The 18469-nt window shown below is 71.8% G+C and carries 19 protein-coding genes; 5 read left to right on the forward strand and 14 right to left on the reverse strand.

Annotated features, from left to right (window positions below; all coding sequences use genetic code 11):
• The 7 genes from ACFYMM_RS15530 to ACFYMM_RS15560 all read right to left on the reverse strand — a co-directional run bounded on the left by ACFYMM_RS15530 (window position 1) and on the right by ACFYMM_RS15560 (window position 6651).
• Window positions 1-750 carry a DUF3159 domain-containing protein gene (locus tag ACFYMM_RS15530; RefSeq protein WP_388386470.1) on the reverse strand — a complete coding sequence of 250 codons (750 nt, stop codon included), beginning with the start codon at window positions 748-750 and terminating at the stop codon, window positions 1-3.
• A gap of 3 nt (window positions 751-753) precedes the next feature.
• A complete protein-coding gene (locus ACFYMM_RS15535) occupies window positions 754-1152 on the reverse strand; it encodes an OB-fold nucleic acid binding domain-containing protein (RefSeq protein WP_388386472.1) in 399 nt (132 codons plus the stop codon).
• 56 nt (window positions 1153-1208) lie between these two features.
• Complete coding sequence (locus ACFYMM_RS15540) at window positions 1209-1928, reverse strand: response regulator (protein ID WP_388386474.1); 720 nt, start codon at window positions 1926-1928, stop codon at window positions 1209-1211.
• Entirely contained in the window at window positions 1922-4483 is a 2562-nt protein-coding gene (locus ACFYMM_RS15545) for an ATP-binding protein (RefSeq protein ID WP_388386476.1), read from the reverse strand. Before ACFYMM_RS15545 ends, ACFYMM_RS15540 begins: the two co-directional genes overlap by 7 nt.
• Window positions 4484-4689: 206 nt before the next feature.
• Window positions 4690-5454 (reverse strand): DUF3710 domain-containing protein, encoded by a 765-nt coding sequence (locus ACFYMM_RS15550; protein ID WP_388386478.1) that lies wholly within the window; start codon window positions 5452-5454, stop codon window positions 4690-4692.
• A 1-nt stretch (window position 5455) separates the two neighbouring features.
• On the reverse strand, window positions 5456-6007 hold the full coding sequence (dut, locus tag ACFYMM_RS15555) for a dUTP diphosphatase (protein ID WP_388386480.1): 552 nt from the start codon (window positions 6005-6007) through the stop codon (window positions 5456-5458).
• A gap of 59 nt (window positions 6008-6066) precedes the next feature.
• On the reverse strand, window positions 6067-6651 hold the full coding sequence (locus tag ACFYMM_RS15560; protein WP_388386483.1) for a PaaI family thioesterase: 585 nt from the start codon (window positions 6649-6651) through the stop codon (window positions 6067-6069).
• A 58-nt stretch (window positions 6652-6709) separates the two neighbouring features.
• On the opposite strand from ACFYMM_RS15560, the gene ACFYMM_RS15565 reads away from it, so the two are divergent.
• The gene (locus ACFYMM_RS15565) at window positions 6710-7177 is read left to right on the forward strand and encodes a DUF3093 domain-containing protein (protein WP_388386485.1); all 468 of its coding nucleotides are present in this window, start codon (window positions 6710-6712) and stop codon (window positions 7175-7177) included.
• Window positions 7178-7190: 13 nt separating this feature from the next.
• On the opposite strand, the gene ACFYMM_RS15570 is transcribed toward ACFYMM_RS15565, so the two are convergent.
• From ACFYMM_RS15570 to ACFYMM_RS15585, 4 genes are all read right to left on the reverse strand, one after another.
• Window positions 7191-8105: a hypothetical protein gene (locus ACFYMM_RS15570; protein ID WP_388386488.1), complete on the reverse strand. Its 915-nt coding sequence runs from the start codon at window positions 8103-8105 to the stop codon at window positions 7191-7193.
• A gap of 13 nt (window positions 8106-8118) precedes the next feature.
• Window positions 8119-8415 (reverse strand): DUF4193 domain-containing protein, encoded by a 297-nt coding sequence (locus ACFYMM_RS15575; RefSeq protein ID WP_005481602.1) that lies wholly within the window; start codon window positions 8413-8415, stop codon window positions 8119-8121.
• Window positions 8416-8807: 392 nt separating this feature from the next.
• Window positions 8808-10064 carry a sensor histidine kinase gene (locus ACFYMM_RS15580; RefSeq protein WP_388386490.1) on the reverse strand — a complete coding sequence of 419 codons (1257 nt, stop codon included), beginning with the start codon at window positions 10062-10064 and terminating at the stop codon, window positions 8808-8810.
• Between the two features lie 5 nt (window positions 10065-10069).
• On the reverse strand, window positions 10070-10723 hold the full coding sequence (locus ACFYMM_RS15585; protein WP_003993508.1) for a response regulator transcription factor: 654 nt from the start codon (window positions 10721-10723) through the stop codon (window positions 10070-10072).
• Window positions 10724-11136: 413 nt separating this feature from the next.
• Between ACFYMM_RS15585 and ACFYMM_RS15590 the strand changes: the two genes are divergently transcribed.
• Complete coding sequence (locus ACFYMM_RS15590; protein ID WP_388386492.1) at window positions 11137-11310, forward strand: hypothetical protein; 174 nt, start codon at window positions 11137-11139, stop codon at window positions 11308-11310.
• Window positions 11311-11387: 77 nt separating this feature from the next.
• Here the strand turns inward: ACFYMM_RS15590 and ACFYMM_RS15595 are convergent, their stop codons facing one another.
• Together ACFYMM_RS15595 and ACFYMM_RS15600 are read right to left on the reverse strand one after the other, a co-directional pair.
• Window positions 11388-12203, reverse strand: coding sequence for an inositol monophosphatase family protein (locus ACFYMM_RS15595; protein ID WP_388386494.1), 816 nt, complete (start codon window positions 12201-12203; stop codon window positions 11388-11390).
• An 8-nt stretch (window positions 12204-12211) separates the two neighbouring features.
• On the reverse strand, window positions 12212-13339 hold the full coding sequence (locus ACFYMM_RS15600; protein ID WP_388386496.1) for a ferrochelatase: 1128 nt from the start codon (window positions 13337-13339) through the stop codon (window positions 12212-12214).
• A gap of 199 nt (window positions 13340-13538) precedes the next feature.
• Between ACFYMM_RS15600 and ACFYMM_RS15605 the strand changes: the two genes are divergently transcribed.
• From ACFYMM_RS15605 to sepH, 3 genes are all read left to right on the forward strand, one after another.
• Window positions 13539-14777, forward strand: a complete 1239-nt coding sequence (locus ACFYMM_RS15605) for an MFS transporter (RefSeq protein ID WP_388386498.1) — start codon at window positions 13539-13541, stop codon at window positions 14775-14777.
• Window positions 14737-16056, forward strand: coding sequence for a D-arabinono-1,4-lactone oxidase (locus ACFYMM_RS15610; RefSeq protein ID WP_388386501.1), 1320 nt, complete (start codon window positions 14737-14739; stop codon window positions 16054-16056). Before ACFYMM_RS15605 ends, ACFYMM_RS15610 begins: the two co-directional genes overlap by 41 nt.
• Window positions 16057-16483: 427 nt before the next feature.
• On the forward strand, window positions 16484-17515 hold the full coding sequence (gene sepH / locus ACFYMM_RS15615) for a septation protein SepH (protein ID WP_388386503.1): 1032 nt from the start codon (window positions 16484-16486) through the stop codon (window positions 17513-17515).
• Between the two features lie 52 nt (window positions 17516-17567).
• On the opposite strand, the gene ACFYMM_RS15620 is transcribed toward sepH, so the two are convergent.
• The gene (locus ACFYMM_RS15620) at window positions 17568-18419 is read right to left on the reverse strand and encodes a sulfurtransferase (RefSeq protein ID WP_388386505.1); all 852 of its coding nucleotides are present in this window, start codon (window positions 18417-18419) and stop codon (window positions 17568-17570) included.
• Between the last annotated feature and the right edge of the window lie 50 nt (window positions 18420-18469).

Genomic DNA, 18469 nt, shown 5'->3' on the forward strand with positions numbered 1-18469 from the left:
CTACGCCTCCCGGCGGTGCCGGCCGCCCGCCGCCTCGGCGGCGGCCTTGCGTTCCTTCTCCGCCTGCTCCTCGGCCTCCATCTCCGCGAACACGTCGATCGGCGCGGGCGCCTTCGCGAGGAAGACCCAGGTGAGCCAGACCGCCAGCAGGAAGGGCGGGATCTTCAGGGCGACCAGCACCCAGCCGAGCTGCGCGGTGTTCGCCCACCAGTACAGCGGGAAGAGGATCGCGCACTTGGCGAGCAGGATCAGGCCCCAGGCCCAGCTGGCCTTGGCGTACGCCGTCTTGCGGCCCGGGTTGCGGGTGCGCCAGGAGAGGTTCTCCTTGAAGACCGGGCCGAGGATCAGGCCGATCAGGGGCACCCCGGCGAGGGTCGTGATGATGTACGCCAGCGCCAGGCCCAGCGTGTAGAGCATGCCGGGGAGGTAGAAGTCCTTCGCGTTGCCCGTGAACATCGCGAACACCACGCCGAAGGCCACGCCGAAGACGCCGCTGAAGGCGTGCTTGACGGTGTCCCGCATCGCCAGCCGGACCACGACCAGGACGACGGAGACGGCCAGCGCGGCGATCGCCGACCAGTGCAGGTCCTTGTTGATCGTGAAGATCGTGACGAACAGCAGGCCGGGCAGCACCGTCTCGACCATGCCCCGGACACCGCCGAACGCCTCGAACAGCGCGGCCTCGGTCACCGCCCGGGCGTCGTGCTCCTGCTGAGTGGTGTCTTCGGTCGGCTTGTCGAGCGACGTCACCGGCTACTCCCTACCGAGGGGTCTCAGTTCGTACTTGGGATTGAACAGCACCCGGCGGCCCCGGCTCAGGGAGATCCGGCCCGATGCGATGAGCCTGCGCCCCGGTTCTATCCCCACGATGGAGCGCCTGCCCAGCCACACCACGTCCAGCGCGGCTGAGCCGTCGAACAGTTCGGCCTCCAGGGCGGGGACCCCGGCACGCGGTCGCAGGGTGACCGTGCGCAAGGTACCAGTAACCGTGACGACCTGGCGGTCCTGACAGTCACCGATCCGGGTACAACCGGCCGTCTCGGCGTCCTCGCGCAGCTCCTCGGACTCCAGGTCCTCCTGCGACGAGGAGAGCCGGTCGAGCATGCGCCGGAGCCGGCCGGCCGACTTTTCGGAACGAGGAACAGCACCCATGTCTGAAAGCGTACCGGGGCGCACCGACGGGCCCGTAACGGCACGGCCCCCGCCCGCTACCGCTCGAACCGGTATCCCATCCCCGGCTCGGTGATGAAGTGCCTGGGGTGCGACGGGTCCGCCTCCAGCTTCCGTCGCAGCTGGGCCATGTACACGCGCAGGTAGTTGGTCTCCGTCCCGTACGACGGCCCCCACACCTCCTGCAGCAGCTGCTTCTGGCCGACCAGCCGCCCGGTGTTGCGGACCAGGACCTCCAGCAGGTGCCACTCGGTGGGGGTGAGCCGTACGTCCCGGCCGGCCCGGTTGACCTTCTTGGCGGCCAGGTCGACGGTGAACTGCTCGGTCTCCACCACGGTCACGTCGTCCTCGCCCGCGCCGACCGGTTCGGCCCGGCGCACGGCGGCCCGCAGCCGGGCCAGCAGTTCGTCCATGCCGAAGGGCTTGGTGACGTAGTCGTCGGCGCCCGCGTCCAGCGCCTCGACCTTCTCGTCGGAGGAGTGGCGGGCCGACAGGACCAGGATCGGCACCCTCGTCCAGCCGCGCAGCCCCTTGATCACCTCGACGCCGTCCATGTCGGGCAGGCCCAGGTCGAGGACGACGACGTCCGGGTGACGGGAGGCGGCGAGGGAGAGCGCGGTCCTGCCGTCGGGGGCCGCGTCGACCTCGTACTTGCGCGCCTTGAGGTTGATCACGAGGGCCCGAGTGATCTGCGGCTCGTCATCGACCACGAGCACCCTCGTGGGGGCTTGGGGGGACCCCGCTTCCGGGCTCAGCATAGGGTCTGCCTTTCTGGTTCTGCTGGTTCTGCGGTGTCCTCCCGTACCGGAAGGGGGCGCGATCCCGCGGCACGCAGGCTGAGGACCATGGTGAGTCCGCCGCCCGGGGTGTCCTCGGCGTTCAGGGTGCCGCCCATGGCCTCGGCGAAGCCCCGGGCGACGGCGAGGCCGAGCCCCACGCCGGCACCGCGCGGGGCGTCGCCGTACCGCTGGAACGGTTCGAAGATACGGTCTTTCGCGTCGTCCGGTACGCCGGGTCCGCGATCCACGACCCGTACCTCCACCCGGTCGGCGATGGCGCTCGCGGACACCAGCACGCGCCGGTCGGGCGGGCTGTACTTGACGGCGTTCTCCACCAGGTTGGCCACCGACCGCTCCAGCAGCCCGGGGTCGACCTCGACGATCGGCAGCGTCTCGGGAATGTCCAGCTCGACACTGGCCTCGGGTACGCCGCCCAGGGCCATCGGGACCACCTCGTCGAGGTCGGTCTCGCGGATGATCGGGGTGACGGTGCCGGTCTGCAGACGGGACATGTCGAGCAGGTTGCCCACCAGGTGGTCGAGGCGGTCGGCGCCGTCCTCGATGCCCGCCAGCAGCTCCGCCCGGTCCTCCTCGGACCAGTCCACGTCGTCCGAGCGCAGACTGGACACCGCCGCCTTGATCCCGGCCAGCGGGGTGCGCAGGTCGTGGCTGACGGCGGCCAGCAGGGCGGTGCGGATGCGGTTGCCCTCGGCCAGCGTGCGGGCCTGGTCGGCCTCCTCCTTCAGCCGCCTGCGGTCCAGTACGACGGCGGCCTGCGCGGCGAAGGCGGCGAGCACCCGGCGGTCCTCGGCGGGCAGCACCCGGCCGGTCAGCGCGAGCGCCATGTGGTCGCCGACCGGCATGTCGACATCGGCGTCCTCCGGCCGCTCCAGGGACGGACCGAACCCGGCGCGGCCCGCGCAGGTCCACGGCTCGGCGTCACCGGCCCGCTCCAGCAGGGCCGCCGACTCCATCGCGAAGGTCTCGCGGACCCTCTCCAGCAGCTCCTCCAGGCCGGTCTCGCCGCGCAGCACGTTTCCGGCCAGGAAGGAGAGGATCTCCGACTCGGCGCGCAGCCGGGCCGCCTGGTGGGTGCGGCGGGCGGCGGTGTCCACGACCGAGGCCACGGACACCGCGACCCCGACGAAGATCGCGATGGCGACGATGTTGCGCGGGTCGGCGATGGTCAGCCGGTGCAGGGGCGGCGTGTAGAAGTAGTTCAGCAGCAGCGATCCGAGGGCGGCCGAGGCCAGGGCCGGCAGCAGTCCGCCGAGCAGGGCGGCGGCGACGATCACGGACAGGAACAGCAGCATGTCGTTGGCGAGGCCGAGGGCCATGGTGTTCAGGAGCACCGCGAGCACGACCGGGCCGGCCAGCCCGGTGATCCAGCCCCAGATGATCCGGGCCCGTCCGAGCCGGGCGCCCCGGGCGACGGGCAGTCCGCGGCCCTTGGCGACCTCGTCGTGGGTGACGATGTGGACGTCGAGGTCGGAGCCGGATTCCCGGGCGACCGTGGCGCCCACGCCGGGCCCGAAGACGTACTGCCAGGTCTTGCGGCGCGAGGAGCCCAGCACGATCTGGGTGGCGTTGACCCCGCGTGCGAAGTCCAGCAGGGCGGCGGGTATGTCGTCGCCGACGACGTGGTGGAAGGTGCCGCCGAGGTCCTCCACCAGCGTCCGCTGCACGGCCAGCTCCTTCGGGGAGGCGGAGGTCAGGCCGTCGCTGCGGGCTATGTAGACGGCGAGCACCTCTCCGCCGGCGCCCTTCTCGGCCAGCCGCGCGGCCCGCCGGATCAGCGTCCGGCCCTCGGGACCGCCGGTCAGACCGACCACGATCCGCTCCCGTGAGCCCCATATCGCCGAGACCCGGTGCTCGCTGCGGTACTCGTTCAGGTACTCGTCGACCCGGTCGGCGACCCACAGCAGGGCGAGTTCGCGCAGGGCGGTGAGGTTGCCGGGGCGGAAGTAGTTGGACAGGGCCGCGTCCACCTTGTCCGGCTGGTAGATGTTGCCGTGCGCCATGCGCCGGCGCAGGGCCTGGGGCGACATGTCGACCAGCTCGATCTGGTCCGCCCGCCGTACCACCTCGTCCGGCACCGTCTCCCGCTGCCGCACCCCGGTGATCGATTCGACCACGTCGCCGAGCGACTCCAGGTGCTGGATGTTGACGGTCGAGACGACGTCGACGCCGGCCGCGAGGAGTTCCTCGACGTCCTGCCAGCGCTTGGTGTTGCGGGAGCCGGGGATGTTGGTGTGGGCGAGTTCGTCGACGAGGGCGACGGCGGGGGCGCGGCGCAGGACCGCTTCGACGTCCATCTCGCCGAAGGTGGTGCCCCGGTACTCCAGCTTCCTGCGGGGAACCTGTTCGAGGCCGTGCAGCATCACCTCGGTGCGGGGCCGGTCGTGGTGCTCGACGTAGCCCACGACACAGTCGGTGCCCCGCTCGATGCGCCGGTGGGCCTCGGAGAGCATGGCGTAGGTCTTGCCGACGCCCGGTGCCGCGCCGAGGTAGATCCGAAGCTTGCCGCGTGCCATGGCCCCATTGTCTTCCGGTGACTGCCGCCTGCGCAGCGTCGACCTTACGGCCAACGATGCGGACAAAGCGGACGAGGGGCCGGTGAACGGGGGTCTTTGACACAACTCTGACGGCGGCGGCTCCGCCGGCACCCAGCGAAACGGGCCGCACCCTCACAGGTGCGGCCCGCTCGACGACCGATGAACCCGGCGGAGTGCCGAGGCCCCTAACGGACCTCGGTGATCTCCGGCCCGCGCTGGAGCTGGCCCATGCCGCCGGAGAAGCGCGAGGACTCCTCCTGCTGGATCCCCTCGGGGACCATCTGGGCGTCGTTCGGCAGCTTCAGGACGATCGGGTCGCGGGGCGCCATCGGACCCTCGCCGCGGACCACGACGGTGTCCCGGAAGATCTGCTCCAGCAGCCCGGCCGCCTGCGGCTGAACCGCCCCCTGGCCCGAGATCACCCCGCGCAGGAACCAGCGCGGACCGTCCACGCCGACGAACCGCACGACCTGGAAGCCGCCCGTGCCGTCCGGCAGTTGCACCGGCACCTGGGCGCGCAGCTCCCAGCCGAGCGGGCCCTCGACCTCGTCGACGATGCCGCCCTGCTGGGTGATGCCGGCGCCGATCTCCTCGCGCACCTCGCCCCAGATGCCCTCGCGCTTGGGCGCGGCGAAGGCCTGGAGCTGGACGGCGCTGTCGCGCAGGACGACGGTCGCCGCGACGATCGCGTCACCGGCGACCTCGACCCGCAGCTCCATGCCGTCGACACCCGGCACGAAGAGCCCGCCGAGGTCCACCCGTCCCTCGCCCGGGTCGCGTACCTCGGTGCTGTCCCAGGGACCGTCGGGGCGCGGCTCGGGCTCCAGCCGGACGCGCTCGCGCTCGCCCTCTGCTTCCTCGTCCGCCTCGGTGTCGACGTTGTCGACGACCTGCTCGGCCTCGCCGGCCGCGTCCTCGGCGGCACCCTTCTTCTTGCGACGTCCGAACACGTCACTGTCCTTCCCGGTCGGATACGACCGAAGCGTATCGATTCCCACCCGCCTGGCCGCCCATGGCGGCCTGACCGCTTGTGCCGCTTCCGCCGCCCACCGCGGCATGGCCACCGGTGGACCCGAAGCCCCCCTCGGCCCGCGCCGAGCCGGGAAGTTCCGCGACCTCCTGGAAGCGGACCCTCTCGACCTGCTGGACGACCAGTTGGGCAATCCGGTCGAAGCGCTCGAACCGCACGGACTCGCGCGGGTCGAGATTCACCACGATCACCTTGATCTCCCCACGGTACCCGGCATCAACCGTCCCCGGGGCATTCACCAGGGCGACACCGCAGCGGGCGGCGAGCCCGGACCGGGGATGCACGAAGGCCGCGTACCCCTCCGGGAGGGCGATCGACACTCCCGTGGGCAGTACGGCCCGTTCACCGGGCCCGAGTTCGCGGGCTTCGGTGGTCCGCAGATCGGCCCCGGCGTCACCCGGCTGCGCATACACCGGAAGGGGGACGTCCGGATCGATGCGCCGGATCAGCACGTCCAGTGGCTCACGGGTCACGGGGCCTACGCGGTCTGCGGGGGTCAGGGGGTCTGCGGGGCCCAAGGGGCTTGCGGGGCTCACGGGTTCACCTCGAAGGCGCGGGCGCGCCTGGTCCGGTCCGGGTCGTCCATGGCGGCCCGGATCTCCTGGGGGCGGCCGTGGTCGATGAAGTGGTCGACCTTCACCTCGACGAAGAGGGCCTCGGCGCGGACCGCGACGGGCCCGTCGGGGCCGCCGATGCGTCCGGTGGCGCGCGAGTAGATCTTCCGTCCGGCGACGGCGGTCACCTCGGCCGACAGATGCAGCGTGGCGCCCACCGGCACCGGCCGTACGAAGTCGGTCTCCAGCCGTCCGGTGACGGCGATGGTGCGCAGCAGCCAGTTCAGGGAGCCGAGGGTCTCGTCGAGGGCGCTGGCCAGTACTCCGCCGTGGGCCAGGCCCGGGGCGCCCTGGTGAGCGGGCCGCACGGTGAACTCCGCGGTGAGGGACACGCCCTCGCCGGCGCGTGCCGCCAGATGCAGCCCGTGCGCCTGTCCGCCACCACATCCGAAACACTGTTCGTAGTGCGCACCGAGAAGCTCACCGGGCGCGGGGGCATCGGGATGACGCACCGGCCGCACGGCGTCGACGGGAGGCTGAAGAACCGCGGAACCACCACTCACAGCCGCAGACCTTACCCGCGCGTCGGACGTATGCGGGCACCGTGCCAAGCTTGGCCTCATGCAGCTCTCCGCCACCCCCTACGAAGAACGCCTCACCACCCCCCGCTCGTGGTGGCTGATCAGCTTCCTGGTGGGCGTCTCGTTCGCCCTGATCCTGCTCCCGTTCGGCCCTCTGCCGCTGCTCGGCGGCCTGGTGGGCGGTACGGCCGCGGCGGCCGTGGTGGCCAGCGCCTACGGCTCCCAGCGCATCCGTGTGGTGGGCGACTCGCTGATCGCGGGCGAGGCGAAGGTCCCGGTGTCGGCCCTGGGCGCCTGTGAGGTGCTGGACCTGGAGGAGGCCCGCGCCTGGCGGACCTACAAGGCGGACACCCGGGCCTTCCTGCTGCTGCGCGCCTACATCCCCACGGCGCTGCGGGTGGAGGTCACCGACCCCGAGGACCCGACGCCGTACCTGTACCTCTCGACGCGCGAGCCGGAGCGACTGGCGGCGGCCATCGAGGCGGCCCGGGGCACGTCCGCACCGTAGGCGTCGGCCGGGTTCAGTCCTGCGGCTCCGCGGGGACGTCGCCCATCGGCACCGGGTCCGCCGGGGGCTCCAGCGGGGGCAGTGCGTCCAGGGCGTCCCAGGGGACCTGGAACTTGCGGAGGTCGGCGCGGATGCGCGCCGCGACCCTCCTGGTCTCGCGGCGGTTCATGACGGCCCCGACCGCGGCGCCGACCATGAAGGGCATGAGGTTGGGCAGGTCCCGGACCGTCCGCTTCATGATCTGCTGACGCAGTTGGCGCTTCATCGGCCCGCCGAGGGCCGTGTTGAACGTCGACGGCTTCGTCACATCGATCCCGCGCTCCCCCGACCAAGAGGACAGATACGCGGCGCTGCGGTCCTTGAGGTTCCCCGGCGGCCGTACGCCGTAGACCTCGTACAGCTCGGCGACCAGCTTCAGCTCGACTGCCGCGACCCCGGTGATCTCCGCGGCCAGTTCGGTCGGCATCGCCGGAGGCACCGGCAGCATCGCCGCCGCTCCGACTCCGGCCCCGACCGTCGAGGTGGCGTGTGCCGCGCCCGCCACGAGCTTGTCGGCGAGCTGCTCCGGTCCGAGGCCCGGGAACTGCCGACGCAGGGTCTCGAGGTCCCGTACGGGGATCCTCGGGGCGATCTCGATGATCCGGTCGGTCAGGTAGGCCAGCCCCGCCCTGGCGCGGCTGCCTCCCTTCCGAGTGCCTTCCCGGGCCATCTCGCGGACCATGGCCCGGATTGCCGCGGCCCGTCGACGGGCGACGGGCGCGGCCTGTGCCGACGCCGGGAGGTCAGTCCGGCCGGCCGGTTCGAGCGAGGCTCCGGTGTCCGCTGAGCCCCGCTCGTCCTCACGCGCGCTGTGCGGGCCGTCGGACGGCCCTGGGTCCGCTCCCGGTGAAGGGGAGCGGCGCTTCCGGGGAGGGGTCGAGCCAGTCACGGCCGACCCGCCCTCAGTCGCAGTCGCGGCAGATCGGCTGACCGTTCTTCTCCCGGGCCAGCTGGCTGCGGTGGTGCACCAGGAAGCAGCTCATGCAGGTGAACTCGTCCTGCTGCTTGGGCAGAACCCGGACGGCCAGCTCCTCGTTCGAGAGGTCCGCGCCGGGCAGTTCGAGGCCTTCGGCGGCCTCGAACTCGTCGACGTCCACTGCGGAAGTCGACTTGTCGTTCCGTCGGGCCTTCAGCTCTTCAAGGCTGTCCGAGTCGACGTCGTCGTCGGTCTTGCGTGGAGTGTCGTAATCGGTTGCCATGTCGCTCTCCCCCTCTGGGTGTCTGCGGTGTCTCCAGCGCACGTAACGCGTGAGAGGCCGGACTTGTGCCCGACCTGAGGCGGAGATTTTGCCTCACATCAAGGTCTGTTACTCAATCGACACCCAAGCCGACCTCTCAAGAGTGATCGACTTGGCTGGCGGTGAGGACCGTACACGGTTCGAATGCCGCGCCTCAAAGGCGCCTCACCGTGTACTTCCCGTGATCAATAGCCCTGAAAACCCGGATTTTACCGGCGTTCCCCCACTCCCCATGATCACGGAGAGTAGATGGCCGGAAATCCGTGCATGTGATCGATCACACACAGGGACGTCCGCCACGCCGCTGGAAAATTCAGCGCAAAGCGAACATGCCCCGCGTGTGTCGGCCCCGATCAGAGCGGCAGGGTGACACGCATCACCAAGCCGCCTCCCTCACGAGGCTGGGCCACGATGTGGCCGCCATGCGCCCGGGCCACGGACCGCACGATGGACAGACCGAGACCCACCCCCTTGTCGCTGCCCGTGCGCTCCGTACGGAGCCGCCTGAAGGGCTCGAAAAGGTTGTCGATCTCATACGCCGGCACCACCGGCCCGGTGTTCGAGACGGTCAGCACCGCCTGCCCGTGCTGCACCTCGGTGGCCACCTCGACCCAGCCGTCCTCGGGCACGTTGTAGCGCACCGCATTCTGCACCAGGTTCAGCGCGATCCGCTCCAGCAGGACGCCGTTGCCCTGGACGACCGCCGGTCTGCGCTCGCCCCGGATCTTGACGCCCTTGCTCTCGGCCTCGCCGTGCACCTGGTCGATGGCCTGCGAGGCGACCTCGGCCAGGTCGACCGGCTTGCGCTCGACGATCTGGTTGTCGCTGCGGGCGAGCAGCAGCAGGCCCTCCACCAGCTGCTCGCTGCGCTCGTTGGTGGCCAGCAGCGTCTTGCCGAGCTGTTGCAGCTCCACCGGTGCTTCGGGGTCGGAGAGCTGCACCTCCAGGAGCGTGCGGTTGATCGCCAGCGGTGTCCGCAGCTCGTGCGAGGCGTTGCCGACGAAGCGCTGCTGGGCGGTGAAGGCCCGCTGCAGACGCTCCAGCATGTCGTCGAAGGTGTCGGCCAGCTCCTTCAGCTCGTCGTCCGGGCCGTCCAGCTCGATACGACGGGACAGGTCCGAGCCGGCCACCGCGCGCGCGGTACGGGTGATCCGGCCGAGCGGGGACAGCACCCGGCCGGCCATCGCGTAACCGAACGCGAAGGCGATCACGGCGAGGCCCAGCAGGGCCAGCAGCGAGCGGCTGAGCAGGTTGTCCAGGGCCGCCTGGCGCTGCTGGTCCACGCAGTGGGCGATCGCGTCGTTGAAGTCCGACAGCGGCAGCGGGCTGGAGTTGATCGCGGTGATCGCGGGGCAGTTGTCGCTGGACACCCGGATCGACGTACCACCGACGATCTTGAACAGCGGCTGGTTGCCGGTGCTGATCGCCTGCGCGGCCAGCAGATAGATGATCGACAGCAGCAGGATGCCGGCGATCAGGAACATGCCGCCGTACAGCAGCGTGAGCCGTATGCGGATGGTCGGGCGCAGCCACGGGAAGGGAGCCTGCGGCCTCCTGGGGTCCCAGGTGGGCTTCGGCGGGGCCTGAGGGGGCGCGGGAGCGGATGCCACGGGGATCAGATCCGGTAGCCGGAGCCGGGGACCGTGACGATGACCGGCGGCTCACCCAGTTTGCGGCGCAGGGTCATCACCGTCACGCGCACCACGTTGGTGAACGGGTCGGTGTTCTCGTCCCACGCCTTCTCCAGCAGCTGCTCGGCCGAGACGACCGCGCCCTCGCTGCGCATCAGCACCTCCAGCACCGCGAACTCCTTCGGCGCCAGCTGCACCTCCTTGCCGTCGCGGAAGACCTCGCGGCGGTTGGGGTCCAGTTTGATGCCGGCGCGCTCCAGCACGGGCGGCAGCGGAACGCTGGTGCGCCGGCCAAGGGCACGCACGCGTGCGATCAGCTCGCTGAACGCGAACGGCTTGGGGAGGTAGTCGTCGGCGCCGATCTCCAGGCCCTCGACGCGGTCGCTGACGTCACCGGACGCGGTGAGCATGAGCACGCGTGTGGGCATGCCCAGCTCGACGATCTTGCGGCAGACGTCGTCGCCGTGCACCAGCGGGAGGTCGCGGTCGAGGACGACCACGTCGTAGTCGTTGACGCCGATGCGCTCCAGGGCGGCCGCACCGTCGTACACGACGTCGACGGCCATGGCCTCCCGGCGCAGTCCGGTGGCCACCGCATCGGCGAGCAGCTGCTCGTCCTCGACGACGAGTACGCGCACGTCGCTTGTCCTTCCTGTGTCCACCCGCGTAGCACCGTGAGCGCGCGCGGGCAGGGATGTCCGTGGGAGTGTGTGCCCCCCATCCTGCACTTTTCGGCCGTAAGTCGGCGGTAAGGCGAGGTCGCGGGCGGGCGGGACGGGATCGGGCGGAGGGAATACGAGATTTTCTGCCGCGGTTGAGGTTTCCGTGGGAGGGAGCGGGGGGAGGACGGCTTTACACCCCGCGATCACGCTCTGCATGTGCCGCAGCACCATGCGGTACTTCGCTCTCCGCTTCCGCAGAGCGGGCGCGGGTGTCCGGCACCGTCGCCGCCCGCAGGGCAGTGCTGGGCACCTGCGAGAGACGTGATCGCCCCTTCCCAACGGCACACCCCCGTGCCACCGACCCACGACCCAGGACGAGGGGGCGCAGCATGGACGCTTTCACCGCAGGACTTCTGCAGCGCATAAGGACGACCGAGTCCGACCTGTCGCGGGCTCGTGACGAGGGCGACGACTTCCTCGTCGAGGTGGAGCAGGCCGAACTCGACGACCTGCGCCGCCTCGCCGCCGACCACGGTGTGGAAGTCGGCGCGTCACGCGTCTGATCGACCCGAAGTGCACGAACGGGACCCCGGCGAATCCAGCGCCGGGGTCCCGTTCGTGCACGGCGGGCGGGGCCGCGTCAGTCGTGCCAGGCGCCGAAGTCCTCCAGGAGGTCCTGGAGGGGCTCGAAGACGCCCGGGGTGGCCGCGACCGTCAGATCGCGTGAGGGACGTTCTCCGGGGCGTCCACCGGTCAGTGCGCCCGCCTCCCGGGCGATCAGGTCCCCCGCGGCGACGTCCCAGGCGTTGAGTCCGCGTTCGTAGTACCCGTCCAGACGGCCGCAGGCGAGGTCGCACAGGTCGATCGCGGCCGAGCCGCCGCGTCGGATGTCCCGCAGCAGCGGGATGAGTCTCCCGGCGACCTCGGCCTGGTGGGCGCGGACCTCGGCGACGTAGTTGAAGCCGGTGGAGACCAGGGCCTGGTCCAGTGGGGGCGCGGGCCGGCAGGACAGCGCACGCTCCCCCTCCCACGCGCCGGTGGCCCAGGCGCCGCCGCCGCGCACCGCGTGGTACGTCTCGCCGCGCATCGGAGCCGCGACGACCCCGACGACCGTCTCGCCGTCCTGCTCGGCCGCGATGGACACGGACCAGGTCGGCAGGCCGTAGAGGTAGTTGACCGTGCCGTCGAGGGGGTCGATCACCCAGCGGATGCCGCTGGTGCCCGCGCTGTCGGCGCCCTCCTCGCCGAGGAAGCCGTCGTCGGGGCGCCGCTCGGAGATCAGGCCGGTGATCAGCTTCTCCGCCGCGATGTCCATCTCGGTGACGACGTCGATCGGGCTGGACTTGGTCCGGGCCACCTCGAGGTCGGCCGGACGGCCGTCCCGCAGCAGTTCCCCGGCCCGGCGGGCGGCCTCCTGGGCGAGTCGGAGCAGCTGCGGATGCAGGGCGTCGGTCACGGGGCTCCTCATGCGTAGGGGCTGTCGGCACCCGCGGCGGCGGGGCGCGCGGCGCGGGCCGGGCAGCAGCCGGCCGGGCAGAGGTGGTGGCTGGCGCCGAGGGCACCGAGGGCGCACGGCGTGACCTCGGTCCCGCGCTCGACGGCGGCCCGCTCGATGATCAGGTCCCGGACGGCGGCGGCGAAGCGCGGGTCGGCGCCGACGGTCGCCGAGCGGCGCACGGGCAGGCCCAGCTCCTCGGCCTTCGCCTTGGCCTCGGTGTCGAGGTCGTAGAGGACCTCCATGTGGTCGGAGACGAAGCCGATGGGGGCCATGACGACCGCGGGGACGCCGGAGCCGTGCAGCTCCTCCAGGTGGTCGCAGATGTCCGGCTCCAGCCACGGGATGTGCGGGGCGCCGGAGCGGGACTGGTAGACGAGCCGCCAGGGGTGGTCGACGCCGGTGCGTTCGCGGACGGCGTCGGCGATCAGCTGGGCCACCTCCAGGTGCTGCTCGACGTAGGCACCGCCCTCGCCGTGCGCCTCGGCCGGGCCGGAGGTGTCGGCGCTCGCGGTCGGGATCGAGTGGGTGGTGAAGGCGAGGTGGGCGCCGGCGCGGACCTCCGCGGGGAGGTCGGCGAGGGATTCCAGCACTCCGTCGATCATGGGTTCGAGGAAGCCGGGGTGGTTGAAGTAGTGCCGCAGCTTGTCGACCCTGGGCAGCGGCAGGCCCTCCGCCTCCAGCGCGGCCAGTGCGTCCGCGAGGTTCTCGCGGTACTGGCGGCAGCCCGAGTAGGAGGCGTAAGCGCTGGTGGCGAGCACCAGGACGCGGCGGCGGCCGTCGGCGACCATCTCCCGCAGGGTGTCCGTCAGGTACGGCGCCCAGTTGCGGTTGCCCCAGTAGACCGGCAGGTCCAGTCCGTGGCCGGCGAAGTCCTTGCGCAGGGCGTCCAGCAGGGCGCGGTTCTGGTCGTTGATGGGACTGACCCCGCCGAACAGGAAGTAGTGCTGCCCGACCTCCTTGAGGCGTTCCTTCGGGATGCCGCGCCCGCGTGTCACGTTCTCCAGGAACGGAACCACGTCGTCCGGGCCTTCAGGGCCGCCGAAGGAGAGCAGGAGCAGGGCGTCGTAGGGGGTGACATCGAGCGCGTCTGGCATGTCTCGATCCTGCCACCCGGCACCGACAGCCGGGAAACGGCGGGGTGAAGAGACGGATTCGCCAGGGTTTCGCACGGTTTTCCCGGACGCGGCCCGCATGGTGCGCCCGGGCGTGAATTCCGCTGCGCGGTGGTCACCTGATCCGTAACCTGTACGAGCCGCGTTCGCGCCTTACCCTGCCCACCTCCCGGAGACCCCCGTGCCCAGCCCCTACCGTGCCCTGTTCGCCGCCCCCGGCACCAAGGGCTTCTGCGCCGCCGGTCTGCTCGGCCGGATGCCGCTGTCGATGATGGGCATCGGGGTGGTCACGATGATCTCCCAGCTCACCGGGCGCTACGGCCTCGCGGGCGCGCTGTCGGCCACCATGGCGCTGTCCGCCGCCGTGATCGGGCCGCAGATCTCGCGCCTGGTGGACCGGCACGGACAGCGCCGGGTGCTGCGGCCCGCGACCCTGGTGGCGCTCACCGCGGCGGCCGGGCTGCTGCTCGCCGCGCATCTGCGGTGGCCGGACTGGGCGCTGTTCCTGTGCGCTGCCGGGATCGGGTCCGTGCCGAGCCTGGGCGCGATGATCCGGGCCCGCTGGGCGGCCCTGTACCGGGGCACCCCGCAGCTGCACACCGCCTACTCGTTCGAGTCGGTGGTCGACGAGGTCTGCTTCATCCTCGGGCCGATCATCTCCATCGGGCTGTCCACCGCCTGGTTTCCCGAGGCCGGGCCGCTGCTGGCCGCCTGCTTCCTGGCGGCCGGCGTCCTCTGGCTGACCGCCCAGCGCGCCACCGAGCCCGAGCCGCATCCGCGCGAGCACCACGAGGGCGGTACGGCGCTGCGCTCGCCGGGGCTCCAGGTGCTGGTGGCGACCTTCGCGGCCAGCGGCGCGATCTTCGGGGCGGTCGACGTGGTCACCGTCGCCTTCGCCGACGAGCGCGGCCACAAGGGCGCCGCGAGCGTGGTGCTGGCGCTGTACGCGGCCGGTTCCTGCGCGGCGGGCGCGGTCTTCGGGCTGATGCGCCTCGCCGGGCCGCCGGAACGCCGGTGGGCGTTGGGCGTGTGCGCGATGGCCGTGAGTATGATCCCCCTCCTACTGGTCGGAAACTTGCCGCTTCTGGCCGTGGCGCTGTTCGTCGCGGGACTGTCCATCGCACCGACGATGATCACGACGATGTCCCTCGTCGAAGAGCACGTACCTCGCGCGAAGCTCACCGAGGGCATGACCTGGGTGAGCACCGGCCTGGCGGTCGGGGTCGCGCTCGGTTCCTCCCTGGCGGGCTGGGTCATCGACGCCGCCGGGGCGCGCGCCGGGTACGGGGTTCCGGTCGTGTCCGGAGCCGTCGCGGTCGCGGTCGGTTTCCTCGGGTACCGCCGGCTCAGCAGGCCGGCCGCGGGTCGGGGAGGCACCGTTGAGCACCACAGCGAGCGGGAAGAACGGCACCTGGCGTAACTGGGGAGGCACCGTCGCCGTCCGTCCCGCCCGGCAGGTCGAGCCGGCCTCCGTGGAGGAGCTGGCCGCGGCGGTGCGCCGGGCCGCCGAGGACGGCCTGAAGGTGAAGGCGGTGGGCACCGGGCACTCCTTCACCTCGATCGCCGCCACCGACGGGGTGTTGATACGCCCTCAACTGTTGACCGGCATCCGCGGTATCGACCGGGAGGCCATGACGGTCACGGTGGAGGCGGGCACCCCGCTCAAGAGACTCAACATGGCACTGGCCCGCGAGGGGCTGTCGCTGGCGAACATGGGCGACATCATGGAGCAGACCGTCTCCGGGGCGATCAGCACCGGCACGCACGGCACCGGTCGCGAGTCCGGGTCGATCGCCGCCCAGATCAAGGGCCTCGAGCTGGTCACCGCGGACGGCTCGGTGCTCTCCTGCTCGGAGAAGGAGAACCCCGAGGTCTTCGCGGCCGCCCGGATCGGCCTGGGCGCGCTCGGCGTCGTCACCGCGATCACCTTCGCCGTGGAGCCGGTCTTCCTGCTGACGGCCCGCGAGGAGCCGATGCCCTTCGACCGGGTGCTGGCCGAGTTCGACCAACTGTGGGCCGAGAACGAGCACTTCGAGTTCTACTGGTTCCCGCACACCGGCAACACCACCACCAAGCGCAACAACCGCAGCGCCGGTCCGGAGCAGCCGGTGGGGCAGCTGGCCGGCTGGTTCGAGGACGAGTTCCTCTCCAACGGTGTCTTCCAGGCGGCCCAGTGGGTCGGCCGGGCCGCTCCCGCGACCATTCCCGCCATCGCGCGGATCTCCAGCCGGGCGCTGTCCGCGCGGACGTACACGGACATCCCCTACAAGGTCTTCACCTCGCCGCGCCGGGTCCGCTTCGTGGAGATGGAGTACGCCGTCCCGCGCGCGGCGCTGGTGGACGCGCTGCGGGAACTGAAGGCGATGGTCGACCGTTCGCCGCTCAGGATCAGCTTCCCCGTGGAGGTGCGCACCGCCCCGGCCGACGACATCACCCTGTCCACCGCCTCCGGCCGGGACAGCGCCTACATCGCCGTGCACATGTACCGGGGCACGCCGTACCAGGCGTACTTCACCGCCGCCGAACGGATCTTCACCGCGCACGAGGGCCGTCCGCACTGGGGCAAGGTGCACACGCGGGACGCGGAGTACCTCGCCGGGGTCTACCCGCGCTTCGGCGAGTTCACGGCCCTGCGCGACCGGCTCGACCCCGAACGGCTGTTCCAGAACGACTACCTGCGGAGGGTGTTGGGGGCCTAGAAGGCCTCGCGGACGCCGGGCCGAAGCAGGGAGTTCCGATCCGGCGGACGGCGTGAAGTACGCCACGTCCATGATCGCGGAAACCGCTTGCGGGCGGCCGGGGCGCGCCACTTGGCAGAAGTTGGGCGGCGCGCCCCTCCGCGCACATGGTCCAAATGGAGTACTGTTGCGAGCCCTGGGTCCGGTCTCCCGCCAGGGCGTCCGCGGCCTCGCAGGACCGCCGGGAGGGGGCTAGTTGCACAGGGTGACGGAGTTTGTCACTTAGCGTTGCGAATAGGTAACCGTGCCATAACGGCGATCCAGGGCCCGTGCCCGACACGCCGGGCAACTCGGCAAGGTTGTGGCAGGCTGCACCCGGGCAGGCCACACTCGACTAGCGGAAGCAGCGACGCACGTGACGTCGGCAGGCACCACCCGGGAGGTCCCCATGCCCGAACTGCGTGTCGTGGCCGTCTCGAATGACGGCACACGGCTGGTGCTGAAGGCTGCCGACTCTACGGAGTACACGCTTCCCATCGACGAGCGCCTGCGCGCCGCCGTGCGCGGCGACCGGCCCCGCCTCGGCCAGATCGAGATCGAGGTGGAGAGCCATCTCCGCCCCCGTGACATCCAGGCGCGGATACGGGCCGGCGCGACCGCGGAAGAGGTCGCCCAGCTCGCGGGTATTCCCGTCGACCGGGTGCGACGCTTCGAGGGGCCGGTACTGGCCGAACGCGCCTTCATGGCCGAGCGGGCCCGGAAGACCCCGGTCCGCCGCCCCGGTGAGAACTCCGGCCCGCTGCTCGGCGAGGCCGTCCAGGAGCGGCTGCTGCTGCGCGGTGCCGAGAAGGACACCGTGCAGTGGGACTCCTGGCGCCGTGACGACGGCAGCTGGGAGGTCATGCTGGTCTACCGGGTGGCGGGCGAACCGCACTCGGCGAGCTGGACGTACGACCCGCCCCGGCGGCTCGTCCAGGCCGTCGACGACGAGGCGCGCTCGCTGATCGGCGAGTCCGACGACCTCGCCGTGCCGGAGCCGAGCTTTCCGTTCGTACCGCGCATCGCCCGGCTGCCGCGCGACCGCCCGCTGGACCGTTCCCTCGACCGGGAGCGGCTGGCCCTGCCGGCACAGCCGTCCGAGCCGGCCGAGGAGAGCGCCGGTGAACGCGACTCGCTGACCAGCCTCTTGGAGGCGGTGCCGAGCTTCCGGGGCGACATGGTGGTCCCGGAGCGTGCGCCGGAGGTCCCGGAGGAGCCAGATCCGGAACCCGCGGCGGAGGAACCCCCGGCGCCGGCGGCCTCGGCCGGTTCCGCCTACGCGGACGTCCTGATGCCTCGGTCCGTGGGCAGCCACCGCGACCGGCTGATCGGTGCCACCGACCGCCAGGCCGAGGCCGACGGCGTCCGCCCCGGCCGCCGGGCCGCGGTCCCGAGCTGGGACGAGATCGTGTTCGGCACGCGCCGCAAGAAGCAGGAGTAGTCGGCACCGCGACCGAGGAGGGGACCCACGTCCGTGGGCCCCCTCCTCGGTGTCACTGCGGGTCGGGGCCCACGGCCACCGGACGGGACGGGTCCGAGGACCACTCGGACCAGGAACCGACGTAGAGCTCCGCCGCGATGCCCGCGACCGCCAGGGCCAGCACCTCGTGCGCCCCCGAGACGCCCGAGCCGCAGTACACGCCCACCCGCGCCTCCCCCAGGGCGCCCAGCGCCTCGAAGCGGTCCCTCAGCTCCTCGGCGGGCAGGAAGCGGCCGTCGGGACCCACGTTCTGCGTGGTCGGCGCCGACACCGCGCCCGGGATGTGCCCGCCGACGCGGTCGATCGGCTCCACCTCTCCCCGGTAGCGCTCCCCCGCGCGCGCGTCCAGCAGCACACCCGAGCGGGCCAGCTCCGCGGCCCCGTCCGCGTCGAGCAACCCCCCGGCCTCCGGCACCGGTTCGAAGTCCCCCTCGGCCGGGACGGGCGTCCCGGCCGACAGCGGGCCCGGCCAGGCCGGCAGTCCGCCGTCGAGCACCCGCACGTCGGGGTGCCCCGTCCAGCGCAGCAGCCACCAGGCGCGCGCCGCGGCCCAGCCCTGCCCGCCGTCGTACACGACCACGGGCCGCGCGGCGGACACCCCCGCGCGGCGCATCGCGGCGCCGAACTCGGCGAGATCGGGCAGGGGATGGCGGCCGCGCGCCCCGGGCGCGGAGGCGAGTTCCTCGTCCAGGTCGACGAAGACCGCGCCTGGCAGATGGCCGGCCGCGTACTCGGCCCGGCCGTCTAAGGCCGGGGCGCCCGCCGCTGCGGCCGTGCTCAGCTGCCAGCGGACGTCCAGCAGGGTCGGCGCGTTCTCGCCGGTCAATTCGTGCGCCAGTTCGGCTGCGGTGATGATGGCGTTCATGGCCACCATCCATACGCCAGGGGTGGCCGCAACGTCCAGGTCCGACTACT

Source organism: Streptomyces sp. NPDC006739 (assembly GCF_042869815.1).
Classification (GTDB): Bacteria; Actinomycetota; Actinomycetes; order Streptomycetales; family Streptomycetaceae; genus Streptomyces.